General features: G+C 58.7%; 20 protein-coding genes and 1 pseudogene. 12 read left to right on the top strand and 9 right to left on the bottom strand.

Translation table 11 applies throughout. The features are described 5' to 3' along the window. The first annotated feature begins 102 nt into the window (after positions 1-102). The gene (gene sbcB / locus ACP7BX_RS25165; RefSeq protein ID WP_426130860.1) at positions 103-1,530 is read left to right on the top strand and encodes an exodeoxyribonuclease I; all 1,428 of its coding nucleotides are present in this window, start codon (positions 103-105) and stop codon (positions 1,528-1,530) included. 89 nt (positions 1,531-1,619) lie between these two features. Here sbcB and mvaT read toward each other — a convergent pair whose 3' ends face one another. Beyond that, positions 1,620-1,994, bottom strand: a complete 375-nt coding sequence (mvaT, locus tag ACP7BX_RS25160; RefSeq protein ID WP_016970296.1) for a histone-like nucleoid-structuring protein MvaT — start codon at positions 1,992-1,994, stop codon at positions 1,620-1,622. A gap of 350 nt (positions 1,995-2,344) precedes the next feature. Between mvaT and purU the strand changes: the two genes are divergently transcribed. Both purU and ACP7BX_RS25150 read left to right on the top strand, forming a co-directional pair. Then, positions 2,345-3,193 (top strand): formyltetrahydrofolate deformylase, encoded by an 849-nt coding sequence (gene purU, locus ACP7BX_RS25155; protein WP_010208067.1) that lies wholly within the window; start codon positions 2,345-2,347, stop codon positions 3,191-3,193. Between the two features lie 86 nt (positions 3,194-3,279). Next, on the top strand, positions 3,280-3,450 hold the full coding sequence (locus ACP7BX_RS25150) for a hypothetical protein (RefSeq protein ID WP_177004758.1): 171 nt from the start codon (positions 3,280-3,282) through the stop codon (positions 3,448-3,450). Here ACP7BX_RS25150 and ACP7BX_RS25145 read toward each other — a convergent pair whose 3' ends face one another. Both ACP7BX_RS25145 and ACP7BX_RS25140 read right to left on the bottom strand, forming a co-directional pair. Further along, positions 3,451-4,215, bottom strand: coding sequence for a methyl-accepting chemotaxis protein (locus tag ACP7BX_RS25145; RefSeq protein ID WP_370590840.1), 765 nt, complete (start codon positions 4,213-4,215; stop codon positions 3,451-3,453). Between the two features lie 93 nt (positions 4,216-4,308). Then, positions 4,309-5,340 (bottom strand): annotated as a pseudogene (locus ACP7BX_RS25140) (HAMP domain-containing protein); the annotation flags it as partial. A 203-nt stretch (positions 5,341-5,543) separates the two neighbouring features. On the opposite strand from ACP7BX_RS25140, the gene ACP7BX_RS25135 reads away from it, so the two are divergent. Beyond that, positions 5,544-7,022, top strand: coding sequence for a helicase HerA-like domain-containing protein (locus ACP7BX_RS25135; protein ID WP_426130862.1), 1,479 nt, complete (start codon positions 5,544-5,546; stop codon positions 7,020-7,022). Between the two features lie 4 nt (positions 7,023-7,026). On the opposite strand, the gene ACP7BX_RS25130 is transcribed toward ACP7BX_RS25135, so the two are convergent. Continuing rightward, complete coding sequence (locus ACP7BX_RS25130; protein ID WP_033898507.1) at positions 7,027-7,482, bottom strand: DUF721 domain-containing protein; 456 nt, start codon at positions 7,480-7,482, stop codon at positions 7,027-7,029. A gap of 305 nt (positions 7,483-7,787) precedes the next feature. On the opposite strand from ACP7BX_RS25130, the gene secA reads away from it, so the two are divergent. The 3 genes from secA to ACP7BX_RS25115 all read left to right on the top strand — a co-directional run bounded on the left by secA (position 7,788) and on the right by ACP7BX_RS25115 (position 12,823). After that, positions 7,788-10,523, top strand: coding sequence for a preprotein translocase subunit SecA (gene secA, locus ACP7BX_RS25125; protein ID WP_038845958.1), 2,736 nt, complete (start codon positions 7,788-7,790; stop codon positions 10,521-10,523). A 124-nt stretch (positions 10,524-10,647) separates the two neighbouring features. Then, positions 10,648-11,865: a bifunctional glutamate N-acetyltransferase/amino-acid acetyltransferase ArgJ gene (gene argJ, locus ACP7BX_RS25120; RefSeq protein WP_426130865.1), complete on the top strand. Its 1,218-nt coding sequence runs from the start codon at positions 10,648-10,650 to the stop codon at positions 11,863-11,865. 13 nt (positions 11,866-11,878) lie between these two features. Continuing rightward, positions 11,879-12,823: a Nudix family hydrolase gene (locus ACP7BX_RS25115; protein WP_038845961.1), complete on the top strand. Its 945-nt coding sequence runs from the start codon at positions 11,879-11,881 to the stop codon at positions 12,821-12,823. Positions 12,824-12,948: 125 nt separating this feature from the next. Here the strand turns inward: ACP7BX_RS25115 and ACP7BX_RS25110 are convergent, their stop codons facing one another. Genes ACP7BX_RS25110 through ACP7BX_RS25100 form a run of 3 tightly spaced genes read right to left on the bottom strand, consistent with a single transcriptional unit; the run spans position 12,949 to position 16,530 of the window. After that, positions 12,949-13,527: a cob(I)yrinic acid a,c-diamide adenosyltransferase gene (locus ACP7BX_RS25110; protein WP_038845963.1), complete on the bottom strand. Its 579-nt coding sequence runs from the start codon at positions 13,525-13,527 to the stop codon at positions 12,949-12,951. Positions 13,528-13,529: 2 nt separating this feature from the next. Next, positions 13,530-15,566 (bottom strand): sensor histidine kinase, encoded by a 2,037-nt coding sequence (locus ACP7BX_RS25105; protein WP_269131877.1) that lies wholly within the window; start codon positions 15,564-15,566, stop codon positions 13,530-13,532. 46 nt (positions 15,567-15,612) lie between these two features. Beyond that, positions 15,613-16,530, bottom strand: a complete 918-nt coding sequence (locus ACP7BX_RS25100) for a putative 2-dehydropantoate 2-reductase (protein WP_426130867.1) — start codon at positions 16,528-16,530, stop codon at positions 15,613-15,615. A 123-nt stretch (positions 16,531-16,653) separates the two neighbouring features. Here ACP7BX_RS25100 and ACP7BX_RS25095 point away from each other — a divergent pair, with 123 nt between their 5' ends. Both ACP7BX_RS25095 and ACP7BX_RS25090 read left to right on the top strand, forming a co-directional pair. Further along, positions 16,654-17,139, top strand: a complete 486-nt coding sequence (locus ACP7BX_RS25095; protein WP_003175814.1) for a YajQ family cyclic di-GMP-binding protein — start codon at positions 16,654-16,656, stop codon at positions 17,137-17,139. A 123-nt stretch (positions 17,140-17,262) separates the two neighbouring features. Then, positions 17,263-18,105, top strand: coding sequence for a mechanosensitive ion channel family protein (locus ACP7BX_RS25090; RefSeq protein ID WP_177111179.1), 843 nt, complete (start codon positions 17,263-17,265; stop codon positions 18,103-18,105). A gap of 192 nt (positions 18,106-18,297) precedes the next feature. Here the strand turns inward: ACP7BX_RS25090 and ACP7BX_RS25085 are convergent, their stop codons facing one another. Then, the gene (locus ACP7BX_RS25085; RefSeq protein WP_269131874.1) at positions 18,298-19,599 is read right to left on the bottom strand and encodes an OprD family porin; all 1,302 of its coding nucleotides are present in this window, start codon (positions 19,597-19,599) and stop codon (positions 18,298-18,300) included. 874 nt (positions 19,600-20,473) lie between these two features. Between ACP7BX_RS25085 and ACP7BX_RS25080 the strand changes: the two genes are divergently transcribed. Next, entirely contained in the window at positions 20,474-20,899 is a 426-nt protein-coding gene (locus ACP7BX_RS25080) for an HIT domain-containing protein (protein ID WP_038845967.1), read from the top strand. 3 nt (positions 20,900-20,902) lie between these two features. Next, positions 20,903-21,109: a SlyX family protein gene (locus ACP7BX_RS25075; protein ID WP_010208093.1), complete on the top strand. Its 207-nt coding sequence runs from the start codon at positions 20,903-20,905 to the stop codon at positions 21,107-21,109. Positions 21,110-21,178: 69 nt separating this feature from the next. Here the strand turns inward: ACP7BX_RS25075 and ACP7BX_RS25070 are convergent, their stop codons facing one another. Continuing rightward, complete coding sequence (locus ACP7BX_RS25070; protein ID WP_033898496.1) at positions 21,179-21,781, bottom strand: cold-shock protein; 603 nt, start codon at positions 21,779-21,781, stop codon at positions 21,179-21,181. Positions 21,782-22,196: 415 nt separating this feature from the next. Between ACP7BX_RS25070 and ACP7BX_RS25065 the strand changes: the two genes are divergently transcribed. Further along, positions 22,197-22,670 carry a Dps family protein gene (locus tag ACP7BX_RS25065; protein ID WP_033898494.1) on the top strand — a complete coding sequence of 158 codons (474 nt, stop codon included), beginning with the start codon at positions 22,197-22,199 and terminating at the stop codon, positions 22,668-22,670. The last annotated feature ends 134 nt before the right edge of the window (positions 22,671-22,804 follow it).

Genomic DNA, 22,804 nt, shown 5'->3' with positions numbered 1-22,804 from the left:
ACCATTCAAGGTTTTGCTGGATGTTTGTACAGTTGATTTGGTGCTGGTCGCGGACGCCGTCCAGCGCCTAGACTTTGTCGATCTTCAGTACAGGAATAGCCCGTGACCTCCATTTTCTGGTACGACTATGAAACCACCGGCATCAATCCGCGCAGTGATCGCCCGCTCCAGGTAGCGGGCATTCGAACGGACCACGAACTCAATGAGATCGGCGAGCCGGTCAATCTTTATTGCCAGCCCAGCGACGATATCCTGCCCCATCCCGTCGCCTGCGCCATTACCGGTATCACCCCAGCAATCCTCGCGGAAAAAGGCCTGGCAGAGGCCGATTTCATGACTCGGGTGCATGCCGAGCTGGCGGCTCCGGGGACGTGTGGCGCCGGGTACAACACCTTGCGCTTTGACGATGAAATGACGCGCTACAGCCTGTACCGCAACTTTTTCGACCCTTACGCTCGTGAGTGGCAGGGCGGCAACAGTCGTTGGGATCTCATCGACGTGATCCGCACCGCCTATGCCCTGCGTCCGGAGGGTATTGAATGGCCGCAACAGGATGGGCGCGTCACGCTCAAGCTGGAGCGCCTGACCGAAGCCAACGGTATCGATCATGGCCAGGCGCACGATGCTCTGTCTGACGTGCGAGCCACGATTGCCCTGGCCCGATTGGTTCGTGAGAAACAGCCCAAGCTGTATAAATGGCTGTTTCAACTGCGCAGCAAGCAGGCGGTGATGGACCAGGTGCGATTGCTGCAACCCATGGTGCATATCTCCGGGCGTTTTTCCGCCGAGCGTCATTACCTGGGCGTGGTATTGCCATTGGCGTGGCACCCGCGCAATCGCAATGCGCTGATCGTCTGCGACCTTGGGCTCGATCCTCAAGGGTTGTTGGACCTGGATGCCGATACCTTGCGTCAGCGTCTCTATACCCGTCGTGACGATCTTGCCGAGGGCGAGTTGCCGGTGCCGCTTAAGTTGGTGCACATCAATCGCTGCCCTGTGGTTGCTCCCTTGAATGTGCTTCGGGCAGAAGATCGTGAGCGTCTGCACTTGGACATGGATCTTTTTCAGGCGCGTGCCCTGCGGCTAACTGACGCACAGGAACTTTGGCGCGATAAATTGGCGGCCATTTATGCCGAGGAAGATTTCGCGCCGAGTTCAGACCCGGAGCAACAGCTTTACGATGGCTTTATCGGAGATCGTGATCGGCGCTTATGTGAACAAGTCCGGATGGCCGAGCCTGCGCAACTAGCTCGCCAGCAATGGCCTTTTGATGATCATCGTTTACCTGAATTACTGTTTCGCTACCGAGCGCGTAACTTCCCCGATACCTTGAATAGTGAGGAGCAACAACGCTGGCAGCTTTTCTGTCAGCAACGTTTGTCGGACCCAGAGTGGGGCGCGCCAAATACCCTTGCAGCATTTAAGCAGGCTAAACAGGAATTTGCCGTTAGTGCGACGCCTTTTCAGGCGCAGGTGCTTGAGCAGTGGCAGGAATATGCCGACGCGCTGGCCCATAAGGTGAATCTGTAGTCGGCTCTCATACAATACACAGGCAATAAAAAACGCCAGCAAGCTGGCGTTTTTTATGTATCGCGTATCAGGCGCAGGCCTGGCGAGGCTTAGCCCAGCAGGGTAGCCCAGCCTTCAACCACGTCACCGCCCCACTTGGCTTTCCACTCTTTCAGAGTTTTGTGGTTGCCACCTTTGGTTTCAATCACTTCGCCGTTGTGCGGGTTTTTGTACTGTTTGACTTTGCGAGCACGCTTGGTGCCGGTAGTTTTCACAGCGCCACGTGGAGCTTTAACTTTCGATTCTGGATCCAGCAGCGCGATGATGTCACGCAGGGATTTGGAGTACTCACCCATCAGGGCGCGCAGTTTGCCTTCGAATTCCAGCTCGGTTTGCAGTTTGTCGTCTTGGGACAGGTTCTTCAAACGGGCTTGCAGCTCTTTGATAGCTTCTTCGGTGGCACGGTATTCGTTGATCAGAGACATGTGGACTACCTTATGTAGAGCGCTGATTGACAGGGAGAGTGGCCCAATAATAGTCAGGCAGTTTGCCCAAGTAAACATTTAAGCTCGCATTTATGTGAATTACTTTGAATGTTTGTAGCATTGCTATGCATTCGAGTTAATTACTAGGGCGTAAGCCTTAAGATAATCTCGTTGAAATATGGGGAGTAGCCGTAGGTTGAGGGAGTCGATTCATATAAAGGTGGTAAAACCATAGGCTATTAAGGGGCGAGCCGTCGGCCAGCGATCAGAATAAGCGTCAACGAATACTGCAGTTTTCCTGCGCAATCGCTAGAATGGCGGCCTTTGCGAAGTTCTGGAGTTTCCCCCTAATGCGCACTTTTCGGCTGGTGATTGCTTGCCCGGACCGGGTTGGCATCGTTGCCAAGGTCAGTAACTTTCTGGCCTCCCACAACGGTTGGATCACCGAGGCGAGTCATCACTCGGACAATCTCAGCGGTTGGTTCTTCATGCGTCACGAGATTCGTGCCGATTCGCTGCCTTTTGGTCTTGATGCCTTCCGCGACGCGTTTGCGCCCATCGCCGAAGAGTTTTCGATGACCTGGCATATCACCGACACCGAGCAGAAGAAACGCGTGGTGTTGATGGCCAGCCGTGAATCCCACTGCCTGGCCGATTTGCTGCATCGCTGGCACAGCGATGAGCTGGACTGCGAGATCGCGTGTGTGATTTCCAACCATGATGACCTGCGCAGCATGGTCGAGTGGCATGGCATCCCGTACTACCACGTGCCGGTCAATCCGCAGGACAAAGAGCCGGCGTTCGCCGAGGTCTCGCGTCTGGTCAAGCAACACGAAGCCGACGTGGTGGTGCTGGCGCGCTACATGCAGATCCTGCCACCGGAACTCTGCCGCGAATACGCTGGCAAGGTGATCAACATTCACCACAGCTTCCTGCCGTCGTTCGTCGGCGCCAAGCCGTACCACCAGGCGTCGCTGCGGGGTGTGAAGTTGATCGGCGCTACTTGCCACTACGTCACCGAAGAACTGGACGCCGGCCCGATCATCGAGCAGGACGTGGTGCGTGTCAGCCACAGCGACAGCATTGAAGACATGGTGCGTTTCGGCCGTGACGTGGAGAAGATGGTGCTGGCCCGTGGCCTGCGTTACCACTTGGAAGACCGTGTGCTGGTGCATGGCAACAAGACGGTCGTGTTCTGATCGACCTGTTGTGATTGAAGAATGAAGGGCCTGGGCGTTAAATCGATCCAGGCCCTTTTTCTTTGTACGCTGCCGAGGATTGAATCATGAGTGATCCGCTGGACAAAGCCACTTCAAAAGCCCCCGCCACATTAGGGGAGGGCTGTTTGAGTCGATACGACCCGGATGACCTCAGCAGCGAGGACGGCACCGAGTTTCCCGGTGCCGCCGAACTGTGGGAGCAGGAGCAGGCCAAGTCCGAGACCAAGGACGCCTGATCAGATCCGGAAACTGCCAACCAATTGTTTCAACCGTGCAGCCTGTTGTTCCAGGTCGGCACAAGCACGCAACGTGGATTGCAGGTTTTCCACACCTTCCTGGTTGAGGGTGTTGATCTCGGTAATGTCCATGTTGATCGACTCCACTACCGAGGTCTGTTCCTCCGTGGCGGTGGCGACGGATTGGTTCATGCCATCAATTTCGCCGATGCGTTGGGTCACGCTGTTCAGGCGTTCGCCGGCCAGGTTGGCGATATCGACACTTTCAAGACTGTGGCGCTGACTTTCACCCATGGTGCTGACCGAGTCTCGCGCGCCGACTTGCAGTTCTTCAATCATCTTCTGCACCTGTTGCGCCGATTCCTGAGTGCGATGCGCCAGGTTGCGCACTTCATCCGCGACCACCGCAAACCCACGCCCGGCTTCCCCGGCACGCGCCGCTTCGATGGCGGCGTTCAATGCCAGCAGGTTGGTTTGCTGGGAAATACTGGTGATCACTTCGAGAATCTGGCCGATGTTCACCGTCTTGCTATTGAGCGCTTCGATGTTGCTGCTGGAGGCGCTGATCATCGACGACAACTGGTTCATCGCCTTGATGTTGCGTTCCACCACTTGCTGGCCATCCTCAGCCAGATGCCGTGCATCGCTGGCCTGATGGGAGGCCTGCGCTGCATTGCGCGCGATTTCCTGGGCCGCAGCGCCCAGTTCATTGATGGCGGCGGCGACGCTATTGGTGCGGTTGGCCTGCTCATCGGAATTGACCATCGACGAGTTGGAGGCGCTGACCACCCGCAGTGCCACTTCATTTACCTGTTCGGTGGCCGAAGACACTTCGCGGATCGACGTATGAATGCGCTCCACGAAGCGGTTGAAGGCGTTACCCAGCGTGCCGAATTCATCGTGGTTCTGGATGGTCAGGCGGCGTGTCAGGTCGCCCTCGCCATCGGCGATGTCCTGCATGGCGCGGGTCATCACGTGCAGTGGTTGCAACAGGATACGGATCAGCATGCCGAGCAGGGCGATGATGATCACCACCGCAATGAGCGTGGCGATGACCGCTGAGGTGCGGAATTCGCTGAGCATGGCGAAGGATTTGTCTTTATCGACTGAAATACCGAGGTACCAGTTTACCGAGGGCAGGCCCTTGATCGGAGTGAAGGTCACGATGTTGTCTATGCCGTTGGCCTCGACCTCGCTGAAGTCTGCGCTGATCTTCGGCGTATTTTTCGGATACACGTCGGCCAGGGTCTTCATCACCAGGTTTTTGTCCGGGTGTACCAGTACCTTGCCGTCGGCGCTGACCAGGAACGCATAGCCCATGCCGCCGAAATTAAGCGCGCCGATGTTATCCACCAAGGTTTGCAGGCTCAGGTCACCGCCGACCACGCCGATGCTTTGGGTGCCTTGGTTGCTGGGAGTGGCAACGGAAATGATCAACTTGCCGGTGGCCGCATCGATATAGGGCTCGGTCAGGGTTGAACCGTTGCTGCTCTGGGCGCCCTTGTACCAGGGGCGGACACGCGGGTCGAAACCGTCCGGCATCTTGGTGTCGGGGCGGATGGTGAAGGCGCCTTTGCTGTCACCGACGTAGGTCGCCATGAAGGAGGACGTCAGGGTTTTCTGTTCCAGCAGGCTGGCAACCGCGGACGGCTCGGGGTTGATGGCGATGTTTTGCGCGGCGTTTTCCACCAGGGCTATACGCCCGTTAAGCCAGGTTTGAATGTTGCTGGCGGTGACATCGCCCATTTCATGCAGGTAGTTGTTGAGATCGTCGCGTATCGCGTTGCGTTGCAGGTAGTCGTTGTAGAGGGTAAACAGCGCGAATGCGGCAATGACGATAAGGGAGGCTGCAAGCAGGATTTTGTGGCTGAAGCGCAGATTTTTATTCATGGCTTGTAGGGTCCGCTAAGGTCTTAATATCCGAAGCGCGTCCTTATGGGAGGCGCAAATGGCAGCGTCAAAAAAGGTGTGATACTTCTTGTGATGGTTCCGGTGGTCCCTGTGGGAACTATCTGACCTATTTTTAGACTTTGTGGGTCTCACACTTCTCTGTATCGACCTGGCCGCACTAAAGATTAACCATGGGTGACGAAATGCCTGACTCCACGCAACTGCTAATCGGCGCCGGCCTCGACGGCCAGCCCATCGCCCAGGCCATGCGCCTGGCCAACCGTCACGGGTTGATCGCCGGTGCCACCGGCACGGGCAAAACCGTTACGCTGCAACGCCTGGCCGAAGCCTTCAGTAATGCCGGCGTGGCTGTGTTTGCGGCGGATATCAAGGGTGACTTGTGCGGCCTGGGGGCCGCAGCGAACCCGCAGGGCAAGGTGGCCGAGCGCATCGCCGGCATGCCGTTCCTCAATTACACGGCCAAGGCTTATCCGGTCACGCTGTGGGATATCCACGGGCAATCCGGTCATCCGTTGCGCACTACGATCAGCGAAATGGGCCCATTGCTGCTCGGTAGCCTGTTGGAACTCACCGACAGCCAGCAATCGGCGCTTTACGCGGCGTTCAAGGTCGCAGACCGCGAAGGCTTGTTGTTGCTGGACCTCAAGGACCTCAAGGCGCTGCTCAATCATCTGCGCTACCACCCCGAACTGTTGGGCGAAGACGCGGCGCTGATGACCACCGGTTCCAGCCAGGCGTTGTTGCGACGCCTGGCGGTGCTGGAGCAGCAGGGCGCCGAAGCTTTGTTCGGCGAGCCGGCCCTGCAGTTGGAAGATATCCTGCAGCCCACCAGTGACGGGCTTGGTCGCATCCATCTGCTGGACGCGAGCCGTCTGGTGCACGAAGCGCCGAAGGTGTACGCGACCTTCCTGCTGTGGCTTCTGGCGGAGTTGTTCGAGCAACTGCCCGAGCGCGGTGATGCCGACAAGCCGTTACTCGCACTGTTCTTTGATGAGGCGCACTTGCTGTTCGCCGACACGCCCAAGGCGTTGCAGGAGCGACTGGAGCAAGTGGTGCGGCTGATCCGTTCAAAAGGCGTTGGCGTGTATTTTGTCACCCAGTCGCCAGGCGACCTGCCGGACAGCGTGCTGGCGCAACTCGGCCTGCGCATCCAGCATGGCCTGCGGGCGTTCACGACTAAAGAGCAGAAATCCCTACGCGCCGTAGCCGACGGTTTTCGGCCGAACCCGGCCTTTGATGCCCTTTCGGTATTGACCGAGTTGGGCACGGGCGAGGCGTTGGTGGGCACGCTGCAGGAAAAGGGCACGCCGGAAGTCGTCCAGCGTGTATTGGTTGCACCGCCGCAGTCGCGGATCGGGCCGCTCAGCGAGGCCGAACGCGCTGCATTGGTGGCCAGTTCACCGTTGCAGGGCCGGTATGACAAGCCGATTGATCGGGAGTCAGCTTATGAAGTGCTGATGGCACGCAAAGAGCTTGGGCCAACCGAAGAGGCCAAGCCGGCCGCCGAGGAGCCTAGCTTCACCGACAGGGCCGGGGCGTTTCTCGGCACAACCGCAGGTAAGGCGCTGAAGTCCGCAATGCAGCAAGCCGCCAATCAGATGGGGCGACAATTGGTCCGTGGTTTGTTGGGGTCGTTGTTGGGCGGCAGCAAACGCAAGTAGCGATTCAGGGCTTGGCTTTGGCGTGGGCCGCCAGCCGTTCAAGCGCCGCGCGCAAGCCTGGGTTGCTGATCCCGTCGGCCGTTGCCTGAATGGCTTCGGCCGCATGGGTCGATAAATCATGAATGTGTTCCGCCACGCCAGGTTGGGTGGTGGGCGGCTGTACCTTGAACTGGATGCGCGTCAAGCCAGCGAATTCATCGAACGCCATCAATTGACGCTGCAGGCGTTTTTGCTGATAACGCAAACGTGTCGCCCAGTGGCCATCTGTGACAATAAGCAGCAGGTTGCCTTCACGCCAGGACGCCACGCGGCAATGTTCGCGTGCGGCCGGCTGCAACTGGGTTTCGAGCAGTCGTTGCAGGCGGCCCAGGCGTTGCGCATGGCCAAAGATGGCTTTCAGCGGCTTGGCATCGCGAAGCAACACGGCGGGAGCGCGGGCTGATAAGGGGCGAAACGCCATTATTGGACACCTTAAGTAACAGAGCCGCCATCTTAGCAGAACGCGCCTGAACGCCCCCAGCCAATGCATTCGTAGGGTTTTGTTCATGAAATCAATTGGTAACTTCTTCGCTCCATGGGTTGAAGTTCCGACAAAAGCCCTTATTTTAAACAAGCCCTCTCACAGCACCATGCCAGCATCGGGGAACAACGCCACTTTCCTCACCCACGAATCCGGGTAGAATGCGCGTTCGCATGCGGCCGTGAGGGCTGCTCGGGCCACTCACGGTGCGCCCTCCATCCCTATGTGTGGAAGAACCTGCCGATATGTTTGCGCCTTTGTTAAAGAAACTTTTTGGAAGCAAGAATGAGCGCGAAGTCAAACGCATGCTCAAGACGGTGCAGCTGGTCAATGCCTTCGAAGAGCAGATGGTTGCCCTTTCGGACGAGCAATTGCGCGCCAAGACCCAAGAGTTCAAGGCCCGCATAGCCAAAGGTGAAACCCTCGACAAGCTGCTGCCCGAAGCCTTTGCGGTCGCCCGTGAAGCCGGTAAGCGTGTCATGGGCATGCGCCACTTCGACGTCCAGTTGATCGGCGGCATGACCTTGCATGAAGGCATGATTGCCGAAATGCGTACCGGTGAAGGCAAGACCCTGGTGGCAACCCTGGGCGTTTACCTCAACGCACTGTCCGGCAAGGGCGTGCACGTTGTGACGGTGAACGACTACCTGGCCCGCCGGGACGCCAACTGGATGCGCCCGCTGTATGAATTCCTCGGCCTGACCGTCGGCGTGGTTACGCCGTTCCAGCCGCCGGAAGAGAAGCGCGCTGCCTACGCTTGCGACATTACCTACGGCACCAACAACGAATTCGGTTTCGACTACCTGCGCGACAACATGGCGTTCAGCATGGATGAAAAATTCCAGCGCGAACTCAACTTTGCCGTGATCGACGAAGTCGACTCCATCCTCATCGACGAAGCCCGTACCCCGCTGATCATCTCCGGCCAGGCCGAAGACAGCTCGCGCCTGTACACCGAAATCAACAAGTTGATTCCGCGCCTGGAGCAGCACATCGAGGAAGTGGAAGGCGTGGTGACCAAAGAAGGTCACTTCAGCATCGACGAGAAGACCCGCCAGGTCGAACTCAACGAAGCCGGTCACCAGTTCGTCGAAGAAATGCTGACCCAGATCGGCGAGCTGGCCGAGGGTGAAAGCCTGTACTCGGCACACAACCTGGGCCTGTTGACCCATGTGTATGCCGGCCTGCGCGCCCACAAGCTGTTCCATCGCAACGTCGAATACATCGTGCAGGACGGCCAGGTCGTGCTGGTTGACGAACACACCGGCCGTACCATGCCGGGTCGTCGTCTGTCCGAAGGCCTGCACCAGGCCATCGAAGCCAAGGAACACCTCAACATCCAGGCTGAAAGCCAGACGTTGGCGTCCACCACTTTCCAGAACTACTTCCGTCTGTACAACAAACTGTCCGGCATGACCGGTACGGCCGACACCGAAGCGTTCGAATTCCACCAGATCTACAGCCTGGCCGTCATGGTCATTCCGCCGAACAAACCGTTGGCGCGTAAAGACTTCAACGACCTGGTGTTCCTGACGGCCGAAGAGAAATACGCGGCCATCATCAACGACATCAAGGACGGCATGGCCCAGGGTCGCCCGATCCTGGTGGGTACCGCCACCATCGAGACTTCCGAGCACGTATCGAACCTGCTCAACAAGGAAGGCATCGAGCACAAGGTCCTCAACGCCAAGTTCCACGAAAAAGAAGCCGAGATCATTGCCCAGGCCGGTCGCCCAGGCGCACTGACCATCGCCACCAACATGGCCGGTCGTGGTACCGACATCCTGTTGGGCGGTAACTGGGAAGTGGAAGTCGCGGCACTGGAAAACCCGAGCCCTGAGCAGATCGCCCAGATCAAGGCCGATTGGCAGAAACGCCACCAGGCCGTGCTGGAATCCGGTGGCCTGCAGGTGATCGCTTCCGAGCGTCACGAATCGCGCCGTATCGACAACCAGCTGCGTGGTCGTGCCGGTCGCCAGGGTGACGCCGGTTCCAGCCGCTTCTACCTGTCCCTGGAAGACAGCCTGATGCGCATCTTCGCTTCGGACCGCGTGAAGAACTTCATGAAGGCCTTAGGGATGCAGTCCGGTGAAGCGATTGAACACCGCATGGTGACCAACGCCATCGAGAAGGCCCAGCGCAAGGTCGAAGGCCGCAACTTCGATATCCGTAAGCAACTGCTTGAGTTCGATGACGTCAACAACGAACAGCGTAAAGTGATCTATCACATGCGTAACACGTTGCTGGCCGCCGACAACATTGGCGAGACCATCGCTGATTTCCGTCAGGACGTGCTCAACGCTACCGTCAGCGCACACATCCCGCCACAGTCCCTGCCAGAGCAGTGGGATGTTGCCGGCCTGGAAGCCGCGTTGAAGAGCGACTTCGGTGTGGACCTGCCGGTTCAGCAGTGGCTGGACGAAGACGATCACCTGTACGAAGAAACGCTGCGCGAGAAGCTGATGACCGAGCTGCTGGCCGCATACAACGAGAAAGAAGAGCAGGCGAGTGCCGAAGCACTGCGCACCTTCGAGAAGCAAATCGTACTGCGCGTGCTGGACGACCTGTGGAAAGACCACCTGTCGACCATGGACCACCTGCGTCACGGTATCCACCTGCGTGGCTACGCCCAGAAGAACCCGAAGCAGGAGTACAAGCGCGAGTCGTTCACGCTGTTCTCCGAACTGCTGGATTCGATCAAGCGCGATTCGATCCGCGTGCTGTCCCACGTTCAGGTGCGTCGCGAAGACCCGATCGAGGAAGAAGCCCGCCTGCGTCAGGAAGCCGAGGCTCTGGCTGCGCGCATGCAGTTCCAGCATGACGAAGCACCGGGCCTGGAAGCGCCTGAGGTATTGGGCGAAGAGGTCGATGTGGCCCTGGCTCAAACCCCGGTTCGCAATGACCAGAAGCTGGGCCGCAACGAGCTGTGCTACTGCGGTTCGGGCAAAAAGTTCAAACACTGCCACGGCCAGATCGAATAAGATTTTTGCCTGACGCTGCAACACCCCGCGCCGCGACCGGCCTCTGCCGTCGCGGCGTTTTGCCATTAATTTCGCCGTCGCTTACGACGGCACAGACATCATCTGATTTTTAAGGAGCGCATTCATGGCTGTTGGTCTTGGTCCTTTGCCCACATTGCACCCGGTTGCCGGTTTTGAACTCGGTATCGCTTCGGCCGGCATCAAGCGCCCTGGACGCAAAGATGTGGTGGTGATGCGCTGTGCCGAAGGCTCGACCGTCGCCGGTGTGTTCACCCTCAACGCGTTCTGCGCCGCACCGGTGATCCTGGCCAAGCAACGCGTTGCCGGCACGATCCGTTACCTGCTGACCAACACCGGCAATGCCAACGCCGGTACCGGCGAGCCAGGCCTGGTGGCGGCTGCGCGCACCTGCGCCAAGCTGGCCCAGTTGACCGGCGTGGACGCCAGCCAAGTGCTGCCGTACTCCACTGGCGTGATCGGAGAGCCATTGCCGGTAGAAAAAATCGAAGGCGCGCTGCAAGCTGCGCTGGACGACCTGTCTGTGGATAACTGGGCCGCGGCAGCAACCGGCATCATGACCACCGACACCCTGCCCAAAGGCGCGAGCCGCCAGTTCGTGCACGATGGCGTGACCGTCACCGTGACCGGTATCAGCAAGGGCGCGGGCATGATCCGTCCGAACATGGCCACCATGCTCGGCTACATCGCCACCGACGCCAAAGTCTCCCGCGACGTGCTGCACAGCCTGATCCTCGATGGCGCCAACAAGTCGTTCAACCGCATCACCATCGATGGTGACACCTCGACCAACGACTGCTGCATGCTGATCGCCACCGGCCAGGCCAACCTGCCGGAAATCACCGAGGCCAGCGGCCCGTTGTTCGTGGCATTGAAGCAGGCGGTGTTTGAAGTGTGCATGGAAGTGGCCCAGGCCATCGTGCGTGACGGCGAGGGCGCCACCAAGTTCGTGACCGTTGAAGTCAACGGCGGCGGCAATCACCAGGAATGCCTGGACGTGGGCTACACCGTGGCGCATTCGCCGCTGATCAAGACGGCCTTGTTCGCCTCCGATCCCAACTGGGGCCGTATCCTGGCGGCAGTGGGTCGTGCCGGTGTGCCGGACCTGGACGTGAGCAAGATCGACGTGTTCCTCGGCGACGTGTGCATCGCCGGCCGTGGCGCCCGCGCCGAGACCTACACCGAAGCCCAGGGCTCGGCGGTGATGCAGCAGGAAGAAATCACCATCCGTATCGAGCTGGGACGTGGCACGTGCAGCGAAACCATCTGGACCACCGACCTGTCCCACGAATACGTGAAGATCAACGCGGAATACCGTACCTAAGAGGAAACGCGCGGTGAAACGAGTGCATGTAGCAGCCGCGGTGATCCGCGGTGTCGACGGCAGGATCTTGTTGGCGCGCCGCGCCGATACCCAGCATCAGGGCGGCCTCTGGGAGTTTCCAGGCGGCAAGGTGGAGGCCGATGAATCGGTCGCCAGCGCGCTGTCCCGCGAATTGCAGGAAGAGCTGGGTATACAGGTCACCACCGCGCGGCCGCTGATCAAGGTGCAGCATGATTACCCGGACAAACAGGTGTTGCTGGATGTCTGGGAGGTTTCGGCGTTTACCGGCGAGCCTCATGGTGTTGAAGGGCAACCGTTGGAATGGGTCGCTCCTCGGGACCTGATCAACTACGAGTTCCCGGCGGCCAATGCGCCGATTGTGGCGGCGGCGCGTTTGCCGGCTGAATACCTGATCACCCCTGGCGAACTGGAAACCCCGACGTTACTGCGGGGTATTCAGAAAGCCATTGCTGGCGGTATCAAGCTGGTGCAACTGCGTGCGCCCAACGGCTACGACCCTAAATACCGTGACCTCGCGGTGGATGCGGTGGGGCTGTGCGCGGGTAAGGCACAACTGATGCTCAAGGGGCCGTTTGAATGGCTGGGGGATTTTCCTTCGGCCGGCTGGCACATGACCTCGGCACAACTGCGTAAATACGCGAGCAAAGGTCGACCGCTTCCTAAAGATCGTTGGCTGGCGGCCTCTTGCCACAACGCAGAAGAGCTGGCACTGGCGGAAATGATGGACGTGGATTTCGTCACACTGTCGCCAGTGCAGCCGACCCAGACTCACCCCGATGCCCAGCCATTGGGATGGGAGCAGGCGGCAGAGTTGATCCGTGGGTTCAGCAAGCCGGTGTTTCTGCTGGGCGGGGTTGGGCCTGCCGAGCGAGAGCAGGCTTGGGAAGTTGGGGCTCAGGGTGTGGCGGGGATTCGGGCATTTTGGCCTGAGGTTTGATGGTGTTGTGACGGGCCTCTTCGCGAGCAAGCCCGCTCCCACATTCGATCGAGTTCCACCTTTGGAATACGGTCGAATGTGGGAGCGGGCTTGCTCGCGAAGGCGTCAGATCAGGCACTGAAAACTCAGTGGGGCTTGGCCGCCGCCTGCCACAACACCTCCGCAACACCTTGGCGCCGAGCAATCACCCGCGCCGCCACAAACAGCAAGTCCGACAACCGATTGATGTACGCCAACCCCACCCCTTCCAACGGTTCCACCGCATTCAACTGCTGACACCGCCGCTCCGCACTGCGCGCCAGGCTGCGGCACACGTGGGCTTGGGCGATCAATGCCGAGCCACCGGGCAGGATGAAGTTCTCCAGCGGCCCGACTTCCTCATTCCAGCGGTCAATCGCGGCTTCCAGCCGATCCACTTCCGCAGCGTTCAAGGCTTTGTACACCGGCATTGCCAGTTCACCGCCCAGGTCGAACAGACGATGCTGACAAGGCGTAAGCACCTCGATCACATCCTTCAGTTCCGGATGCTTGCCACTCTGTTCTTCCAGGCTGGCCAGCAACAAACCCAACTGGCTGTTCAGCGTGTCCACCTCACCAATCGCTTCAACCCGTGGGTGGTCCTTGGGCACGCGGCGGCCATCGCCCAGGCCGGTTTCGCCCTTGTCGCCGGTGCGGGTGTAGATCTTCGACAGGCGAAAGCCCATGGTCAGTGCTCCAGTTGGTTCAGTTCGTAAGGGGGCAGTTGGCTACCGGCCAACGGCAGGCGCAGGGTGAAGCAGGTGCCTTGGCCCAGGGTGGAATGCACTTCCATCTGGCCCTTGTGGTTGTTGGTGATGATGAAATACGACACCGACAGCCCGAGCCCTGTGCCCTGGCCGATTTCCTTGGTGGTGAAGAACGGCTCGAAGGTGCGTTTGCGCACGTTCTCGCTCATGCCGATGCCGTTGTCTTCCACTTGGATCTCCGCCCACGGCGGGTTGAGGCGCGTGCGCAGGATGATGCGCCCCGGCTCGCTGTCGTCTTCACGCAAATGGATGGCCTGGGCGGCGTTTTTCAGCAGGTTGAGCAGTACTTGTTCCAGTTCGTTGGCGGTACCGGGCACCGGGCCGAGTTGAGGGTCGAACTGGCGGATGATGGCCTGGCCCTTGAAGTCGAAGCCGATGGCCAGGTCGAAGTCATTGCCAGCGATTTCCACGGCCTGGTCGATCAGCGCCGGCAAATCGCAGGGGGCCATCTGTCGGTTGCTGCGACGGCTGAAACTGAGCATGTGGGTGACGATTTTTGCCGCCCGCGCCCCAGCCTGTTGGATGCCATCGAGCAGTTGCGGCACTTCGCGGCTTTGCAGGTAGCGATTGACGGTTTCCAGCTCGATGCCTGCCTGCTCCGCATGCTCCAGGTTCTTGGGCAACTCGGGGGACAGGCGGCGGCGGATGTTCTGCACGTTGTGCAGGATCGCCCCCAGCGGGTTGTTGATCTCATGGGCCATGCCGGCGGCCAAGCCACCCACGGAGAGCATCTTCTCCGACTGCACCATCATTTCTTCCAGGGATAGGCGCTGGGTGATGTCATCGATCCGGATCACCACGCCACGCCCGGCCCCGCCCATCAGCGGGTAGAAGGTCAGCGCGTAGTGCTTGGCTTCGTCGTCCTTGAACCAGGTGACACGCTCGATGCGCTCCACGGTGTGTTGCTCCACCGCCGCCCGGATCTGCGGCAGGTAAGGTTTGAGCGGCTGGAACGCCAGGTAGATCGGCTGGTTCAACGCTTCATCCAGGCGCGTGCCGGAGAGGGCGCTGGCCTCCTGGTTCCATTGGGTGACGTAGAGCTGTTCATCCAGGGCGATAAGCGCCGAGGGCATGGAGTCGATGATGCTGTTCAGGTAATTCTGGAAGCCGGTAAGTTTCTTCTCGATCTTGCTGCGAACCTGCACTTCCAGTTCCAGTTTGCGGTTGGTGTGGCGAGTTTCTTCCGCCAGACCCTGAGCCTGGTCATACGCCGCCTGAGAGTCGTCCCGCGCACGCTTGAGCTGTTGCTCACGGGCTTCGATGCGCGACAGCATGGTGTTGAAGGCCTCGGCCAGGCTGCCAATTTCGTCGTGGTTACCGCGGCCGGCGCGCAGGGCGTAGTTCTCCTCGCGGGTGACCTGGCGGGAGAGTTCTTCCAGTTCGTGGATCGGCCGAGTGATCAGGCGTTTGATCTGGCGCGCGATGATCAGCCACAACAACACGCTGAAAATCAGGATGCCCAGGCTGGCTGTCAATGTGCCGGTATAGAACGCCACCGGCAGCTCGCTACTGGCCACCAGCAGCAGATGCCCGGACGGCTGGCCGGCGCGGGGCAGGGTGATGACCTGGTTGCTGCGAAACTCGGTGACACGCCAGGCTTCGATATGCCGATAGTTGTCCGGCAGGTGCAAGCGGTCGCCGTGTTGCATCTGCGCCAGGCGATTGCCTTCGCCGTCATACAGGGCAGCGGCGCGCAACGGCGAATAGCTGGTCAGTTCGTTGAGCAGCGCGTCTGCCTTGGCGGGCGATTCGAGGGCTTCGGCGGCAAGTGCGGGGTTGGACACCAGGCGGCCGATGGCCTGCAAGGCCTGGGGTGCCATGCTTTCCTGGGAAATCCAGTAGGCGGCGCTGATAAAGGTCAGGTTGGCCACCAGTAACACGGTGGTCAACAGCACCAGCAGGGCGGCGAGCAGTTTCTGCCCGACCGGTAGGTTTTCAAGACGCTGGCGCAGCGGCATCAGGGTTTTCCCAGGTGATAGACAGGCGGGCAGGGTAGCGCGTGGCTCAGTCGCGGGGCAATCCGCGTGCAAGCAAGCACTCCACCAGGCGCACTTGCAACTGTTGCAGGTGCGGCAGGTTCAACTGGTGGCGAGAAGCCGCCTGGCAAGCATAGCCCAAGAGATAGCTGATTTCGGTGCGACGGCCGGCGGTCACGTCTTGATACATGGACGAGTAGTTGGCGGCGGTGGCCTGGATCACCCGTTCGACTTCGTGTTGCAGGTCCTGCGCGGCAGCGGGTTGTCCGCAGCACGCCAGCAGCTCCGCCAGCTCGGCGCAGAGGGTTGCGACTTCGCAGTGATGGGCTTGCAGTTCTCCGTTACGGCACTGGTACAGCACGGTCAGTGGGTTGATGGCGCAATTGAGCGCCAGCTTGCGCCACAGCCGCGTGAGGATGTCGGTGCTCCAATCGTGGGGGATGCCGGCGGCCTGTAAATCATCCAGCCAGAGCGGCGGGGTGGGATGGCTCGCGTCGCCCAGCCAGGTGTAGCCATGGCCCGCGAACACCACACGCCAATCGCCGTCGCGAAATGCGCCTTCGGTGCTGGAGGCAAAGATGCAGCGTGCCTGGGGCAGTTGCGCGGCCACCGCGTCCTGGCTGCCGAGGCCGTTCTGCAGCAGAATGAGTTCTGCGTCCGGTGCCAGCCGGTGTTGCAGTTGTGCGACGGCACTCTGTGCGTCGTAGGCTTTGCACGCCACGAGTAGGCGATGAATCGGCTCGGGACTGTCGGGCGTTTCGCCAATTACCGGGTATGTGTGTTCCATGCCCTGTTCTACCAGCGTCAGCCCTTTGGCTGCCTGATAGCTGGCCAGGCGCGCGGCATCGCGCAGGATCAACCGCACGGGCACGCCAGCACGCGCCAGCCGCGTGGCCCAGAGTGTGCCCAGGCTGCCGGCGCCGAGAATATGCCAGGTGGTCGACATCAGTTTGTGCTCCAAAGGGTCGCCCGCAGCGAACGGGACAAAAGAACCGCTATAATGCCCCGGCATTTTAGCTTGGGCGCGCTCCATCTCTACTGAGCCCGCCCCTTATATTGGAGAAATGACATGCCTTCGTTCGACGTGGTATCCGAACTGGACAAACACGAAGTCACCAACGCCGTCGAGAACGCCGTCAAGGAACTGGACCGTCGCTATGACTTGAAAGGCAAGGGCAGCTTCGAATTCAAGGAAAAAGAGCTGACCGTCAACCTGACCGCTGAAGCCGATTTCCAGCTGGAAGCGATGATCGAGATCCTCAAGCTGTCGCTGGTCAAGCGCAAGATCGACGCGCAATGCCTTGAAATCAAGGACGCCTACGCCTCCGGCAAACTGATGAAGCAAGAAGCCGTCCTCAAGGAAGGCATCGACAAGGAGCTGGCGAAGAAGATCGTTGCCCACATCAAGGACGCCAAGCTGAAAGTCCAGGCTGCCATCCAGGGTGAGCAGGTTCGCGTCACCGGCAAGAAGCGTGACGACCTGCAAGAGGCCATCGCCGCCCTGCGCGCCAAGACCTTCGACATGCCGCTGCAGTTCAATAACTTCCGCGACTGATGGCACTTTGGGGAACCTGTGGGCGTTTTTGACGTCCCACGCCCCAGAACCTGCGCCGACGATTGAGCCCTACGGGGCTCAATTGCATTTATGGCCAAACATCCGGTAAACAGGAGAATGTAGATGGATTTGAATGCTGAAGTGGATCACCTGATCAAGACCTCTGAGTCGTGGATCCCGATGATCATGGAATACGGCAGCCGGTTTTTGCTGGCGGTGCTCACCTTGGCCATCGGTTGGTGGCTGATCAACGTGTTGACCCACCGCGTTGGGCGTCTGCTGGCATTGCGCAATGCCGACCTGGCGCTGCAACACTTCATCACCAGCCTGGCGAACATTGCGCTCAAGGTCATGCTGGTGGTCAACGTGGCCTCGATGATCGGCGTCGCCACCACTTCGTTTGTTGCTGCGATCGGTGCTGCCACTCTGGCCATTGGCCTGGCATTGCAAGGTAGCCTGGCGAACTTCGCTGGCGGCGTGCTGATTCTGTTGTTCCGTCCGTTCCGCATTGGTGACTGGATCGAAGCCCAGGGCACTTCCGGCACCGTCGACAGCATCCAGATCTTCCACACCGTGCTGCGCACTGGTGACAACAAGACCGTAATCATCCCTAACGGCAGCCTGTCCAACGGCCTCATCACCAACACCAACCGTCAGCCGACCCGCAAGGTGGTGTTTGACGTGGGCGTCGACTATGAAGCCGACCTGCAGAAAGCCCGTGAAGTGTTGCTGGAACTGGCCAAAGACCCACGTGTATTGGCAGACCCGGCTGCTGTAGCAGTGGTGTCGACCTTGGGTGACAGTTCGATCACTGTTTCCCTGCGGTGCTGGACCAAGACCGCAGATTATTGGGACGTGGTGTTCATGTTGAACGAACTTGCACGTGACCGTTTGAAAGCAGCGGGGATTGATATTCCGTTTCCGCAGCGGGTTATTCGTGTGATGCAGGAAACAGTTGCCAAGTAATAGCGATTAGCTGCCTTGAACTTGGCCGTTAGGTCAGGTTCAAGCCGTTGGTAATAATGTCGTTAGTTAGCTTGCTAGTTATTTTGTTGCTGAAACATTAAAGCCATAAAAAAGCCGCTCCCTTGTTAAACAAGAGAGCGGCTTTTTGTTTAAGGCGAAAGCCTTAAGTCATCGCTGTAACAAAACTGTCAATTACAGGATGTTCAGCGGGTATTGCGCGATCAGACGCAGTTCGTCGATCGAAGGCGAACCGTAGTAAACGCCATCACCCGAACGGTAGGTCGCTTGACGCAGACGCAGGCTCAGGTCCTTGGCCGGACCGCTCTGGATCACGTACTTGGCTTCGATATCGCGTTCCCACTCTTTGCCGTTCGAGGTGGTGGCGGTGTTGGCGCCACTACCGGTCACGTAACGAGTCATGAAGCTCAGGCCAGGAACACCGAAGGTCGCCATGTTGAGGTCGTAACGAGCCTGGAAGGACTTCTCGCCTTCGGCGTTGAAGTCGGAACGAGCGATGGAGTTGGCCAGGAACACTGTGCCGCCACCGTCGATGCCGTAGCCATAGTCGCCGTCGCCGGTGACTTTCTGGGCTGCCAGGGTGAAGGTATGAGCGCCGATGGTGTAGGCGCCCTGCAGGCTGAACGCACGGTTGTCGAGCTTGGTGGTGTTATCTTTCTCTGCGCGTTGCAGGCCGGCACCTTCGCTCTTGGTGTCGTAGATGTTGAAGTCGAAAGCCAGCGACTGGTCATCGCTGAGGGCGTGTGTCCAGTTGACGTTGGCGTAGTATTTGCGCCAGTAGTCTTCGACTTTCGAGTAGTAGAGACTGGTGGTGAACTCTGGAGTCCAGGAGTACACGCCACCGACGAAGTTCGCTTCTTTGAGACCTACGTGCCCGACATCACTGCTGTCGCTGATACTGTCTTTGTAGGTTTGCGATTGCGCTACGATCGAGGTGAAGTGACCGGCTTCAAGTTTCAGGCCCTTGATCTCGTTGCTGGTGATCGACACACCCTGCGGCAGTTCTGGGAGCAGACGGCTGTCGTCTGAAGCAAATACAGGCGCTGTGGTGTACTGGTCGCCGATTTTCAGGACGGTATCGGAGAAACGGAACTTGATGGCGCCGCCGCCTTTGGAGTAATCATCCTGCGAACGGCCGTCAGAGCCGGTAGGGAAGAGGCCTGTACCGGCGCGACCTTTGCCGCTGTCGAGCTTGACGCCCAACAGGCCGATTACATCCACGCCGACCCCGATGGTGCCTTGGGTGAAGCCGGATTGGTACAGGCCGTTGAAGCCCAGGCCGGTTTCTTCTTGGCGACTTTGTGCAGTCGACGGGTTGTTGCGCCTGTCGCGGCTGAAATACAGAGCGCGAGTATTGATGCTGAAAGTACTGTCTTCAACAAAGCCTTTGGCGTCGTCCTGGGAGGAGGCCATTGCGAACTGTGTAGTGCCTGCTGAAACAGCCAGGGCGATCATGCTCCACTTCATCACGCGCATCGTGATTTGCTCCTTTGGTTTTAGGAAGAGTACTGCCGTCCCACCTATATTTTTGTCTGGGCGGCTCTTTCTTTTTGTGTCGGCGCAAAGTTATATCACGCTGACAATATTGGCGATACTTGCCCAACTTTCCTTTCAGCTTCTTTACGAGCTTGTCGTAGATTGCTATATCCATGTCGCAAATTCACAGCCTCACTGTAACGAGGCTGACAACTTCAATACTGTTTCCAGACCGTTAAAAGAACGCAAAAAAACGTTACTTTCCAAGTTTGAAATCTTCCTTGGCGTGCATTGAACCGCTGCTGTTTTTCATCGCGAAACACCTGCTTCCCTTCCGGTGCCGTTGCCGACGATAGAGGGATGAATGCAGCAAGCGTGCCCAAACCGTAAATCGAATGTCATTTTTTCGTGAAAAACGTTACCGCTGAGTGAAAACCGCATAAGCACGGGGTTTTTACGCCGATTGGTTTGGCCTTGACGCCCGCGCCCTGTGTCTGTTGGGTAGTACATAAATCCTGTATCTGGGAAAAACGTTACCCGTTCACCCCAGTCAGTGGGTAATCGGCGGATCTCTTTGAGGCGTAATTGGGTCATTTTGGTGCATACCCTCTGATGCCTCAGTGTTTCGGTGATGGCTCAATGCCTTGTTTTCTGAGGCCTCTGCACCGCGGTTCTCGTCGCAATATTTTGAGCAGCGCTTAGCCAATCACTGAAGGATTGGTCATTGAGCGTAGTCGAAAAATCCGTTTGGCTCGAAATGGTGCACTTTTTTTCGTCACGCCTTGCCTGGGCGCGTATTGGCTGACGTGAAGCAACAGCGATTCGCAGGTATGCTGGGGGCCTTGAACCTGACCTGCCGAACGGAGTGCCTGCGGTGTTCGCTTTAGATCAACGCCTTCAACAAGACACACTGGTCATCGGGGATTTCCCCCTGTGCCGCCTGCTGCTGTCCAACGATTCGAACTACCCCTGGTTCATCCTGGTGCCGCGCATCCACGGTATCAGCGAAGTGTTTCAACTGGATGTCGTCGACCAGCAACGCCTGTGGCAAGAAACCACCGCCTTGGCCCAGTTGCTGAATGAAGGCTTGTCCGCCGACAAGATGAACATCGGCGCTCTGGGCAACGTGGTCAGCCAGTTGCACGTGCATGTGATCGTGCGCAAACGTGATGATGCCGCCTGGCCTGCGCCGGTATGGGGCAAACACCCCGCGCAGCCTTATACCGATGAACACGTGGCCGCCATTCGTGCTCGCCTGCGCGAGCTGTTGCCCGCCGACTTCGTCTTTACCCAGGGTTGAATCATGGATCTGCAAGACCGCGTCAACGATCTGGAAAGCCGCCTGGCCTTTCAGGACGACACCATCGAGACCCTCAATGACATCCTCGTCACCCAGCAGCGGGCCGTCGAGCGCCTGCAACTGCAGATGACCGCGCTGCTCAAGCGCCAGGAAGAAATGGGCGGTCAATTCGAGACCTCCGAAGAAGAAGCGCCGCCGCCTCACTATTAATAGGCGTGCATAAAAAAACCGCGACCCAGCCAGGCTGGGTCGCGGTTTTTTTTGCTGCGAAGGCGGGTATCAGCGACGCGGCAGTGCAGCGATCACGTCTTCGGCCTGCAGGCCTTTGTCGCGATTCATGACGGAGAATTCCACGCGCTGGCCTTCCACCAGGACGCGATGGCCTTCGCCGCGAATGGCCCGGAAGTGGACGAAGATATCGTCGCCCGAATCACGGGAAATAAAGCCGAAGCCTTTGGAGGTGTTGAACCACTTGACGGTACCGGTATCCCGATTGGTCATGTCGTAGGTTTGCGACGAGGCCGCAGGGGACGAGCGGTAGAAGCTGATGGCCAGGTGAAGAACAATGGCGACCACAGCAATCACCAGGCTGAGCAGGATGGCCGGGTGGCCGCCGACTTCAGGCATGGGTGCCAGTAGGGTGAGGGTTTGTACGACAACAGTCAGTACCAACAGCGCGCTGACCAGGTTTTGCAGTTGATGACGCGTGCCTTTGTTCCAGTAAGGGATCACCGGTGCCAGCGTCAGGTTAAGAAGGCCGAACAAGGCCAGGTACAGAGCGTCGTGTTGTTCCAGATACGGCAGGCTTTCAGGTTGCAGGGTCGGGATAAAGGACAGCAGCAAAGCTGCAACGCCCGTTAGCAGGTGGACGATTTTCAACATTTTGATTAACTCACGTTAAGACGGATCACAAGGAAGAGCTGACTGGCACGGTTCGCTTCTGAACAATGGGAGGCGTTGGGCACGTGCGCGGGGTATCAGCCTATGCCGCTGCCGCAGAAAGTAACGGCGACGACACGCCGCCTATTTAACAGCAAAGGCTGTGCCTACTCAAATCAAGCATTTCGAGGTGTTGCAAGGGCGACGGCATTTCTGCGTCAAACGCTTGTCCTAGACACGTGCGGGCTTTTCAAGCGGCCTTCTGGGAGATTTCCTACATGGGCCCAAGGCTTGGACTGCGTCGTTTTCACAGGCCGGGGCGGGGCGAATTGCCGCGCCGGGCTGCGCATCACCGGCACACTTGCTAGAGTGGACCTGCACCTGATCAATGAATGCTTGTCAATTGAAGGGGATAAACATGGCAATCGATATCGGTATCAGTGAAGAAGATCGTAAATCCATCGTCGACGGGCTTTCGCGACTGCTTTCCGATACCTATGTACTGTACCTGAAGACCCACAACTTCCATTGGAACGTCACGGGCCCTATGTTCCGCACGTTGCACCTGATGTTCGAAGAGCAATACAACGAGCTGGCGCTGGCGGTGGACTCCATTGCCGAGCGTATCCGTGCATTGGGTTTCCCGGCGCCGGGTGCCTACTCGGTCTACGCGCGTCTTTCTTCCATCAAGGAAGAAGAAGGCGTGCCGAATGCTGAAGACATGATCAAGCAACTGGTAGAAGGCCAGGAAGCGGTCACGCGCACCGCGCGCGGCATCTTCCCGCTGCTCGACAAGGTCAGCGATGAGCCGACGGCCGACCTGTTGACCCAGCGCATGCAGGTTCACGAGAAAACCGCGTGGATGCTGCGTTCCCTGCTCGAAAATAAGTAAACAACTGCCCTTGGCGGCGTCTTCCCGGCGCCGCTCGCTTGTTTCCGCGCATTTCCTGGCGTTGTCCTACGCCTATCAACGTCGCGTCTTCTGGCTGCTGCACTCTGCCTGCGGTTTTATAAGGCCATTGCCTA

It is taken from the genome of Pseudomonas sp. DWP3-1-3b3 (assembly GCF_049896305.1).
Taxonomy (GTDB): domain Bacteria; phylum Pseudomonadota; class Gammaproteobacteria; order Pseudomonadales; family Pseudomonadaceae; genus Aquipseudomonas; species Aquipseudomonas azotoformans_A.
Note: the sequence above shows the minus strand (reverse complement) of the source record. Positions and strands in the feature narration are given on the sequence as shown.

Coding starts and splice junctions, on each gene's coding strand:
- mvaT (WP_016970296.1), bottom strand. CDS start 1,994: ATGTCTCTGATCAACGAATACCGTGCCACCGAAGAAGCTATCAAAGAG.
- purU (WP_010208067.1), top strand. CDS start 2,345: ATGCGCACTTTTCGGCTGGTGATTGCTTGCCCGGACCGGGTTGGCATC.
- ACP7BX_RS25150 (WP_177004758.1), top strand. CDS start 3,280: ATGAGTGATCCGCTGGACAAAGCCACTTCAAAAGCCCCCGCCACATTA.
- ACP7BX_RS25145 (WP_370590840.1), bottom strand. CDS start 4,215: ATGGTCAATTCCGATGAGCAGGCCAACCGCACCAATAGCGTCGCCGCC.
- ACP7BX_RS25135 (WP_426130862.1), top strand. CDS start 5,544: ATGCCTGACTCCACGCAACTGCTAATCGGCGCCGGCCTCGACGGCCAG.
- ACP7BX_RS25130 (WP_033898507.1), bottom strand. CDS start 7,482: ATGGCGTTTCGCCCCTTATCAGCCCGCGCTCCCGCCGTGTTGCTTCGC.
- secA (WP_038845958.1), top strand. CDS start 7,788: ATGTTTGCGCCTTTGTTAAAGAAACTTTTTGGAAGCAAGAATGAGCGC.
- argJ (WP_426130865.1), top strand. CDS start 10,648: ATGGCTGTTGGTCTTGGTCCTTTGCCCACATTGCACCCGGTTGCCGGT.
- ACP7BX_RS25110 (WP_038845963.1), bottom strand. CDS start 13,527: ATGGGCTTTCGCCTGTCGAAGATCTACACCCGCACCGGCGACAAGGGC.
- ACP7BX_RS25105 (WP_269131877.1), bottom strand. CDS start 15,566: ATGCCGCTGCGCCAGCGTCTTGAAAACCTACCGGTCGGGCAGAAACTG.
- ACP7BX_RS25100 (WP_426130867.1), bottom strand. CDS start 16,530: ATGTCGACCACCTGGCATATTCTCGGCGCCGGCAGCCTGGGCACACTC.
- ACP7BX_RS25095 (WP_003175814.1), top strand. CDS start 16,654: ATGCCTTCGTTCGACGTGGTATCCGAACTGGACAAACACGAAGTCACC.
- ACP7BX_RS25090 (WP_177111179.1), top strand. CDS start 17,263: ATGGATTTGAATGCTGAAGTGGATCACCTGATCAAGACCTCTGAGTCG.
- ACP7BX_RS25085 (WP_269131874.1), bottom strand. CDS start 19,599: ATGCGCGTGATGAAGTGGAGCATGATCGCCCTGGCTGTTTCAGCAGGC.
- ACP7BX_RS25075 (WP_010208093.1), top strand. CDS start 20,903: ATGGATCTGCAAGACCGCGTCAACGATCTGGAAAGCCGCCTGGCCTTT.
- ACP7BX_RS25070 (WP_033898496.1), bottom strand. CDS start 21,781: ATGTTGAAAATCGTCCACCTGCTAACGGGCGTTGCAGCTTTGCTGCTG.
- ACP7BX_RS25065 (WP_033898494.1), top strand. CDS start 22,197: ATGGCAATCGATATCGGTATCAGTGAAGAAGATCGTAAATCCATCGTC.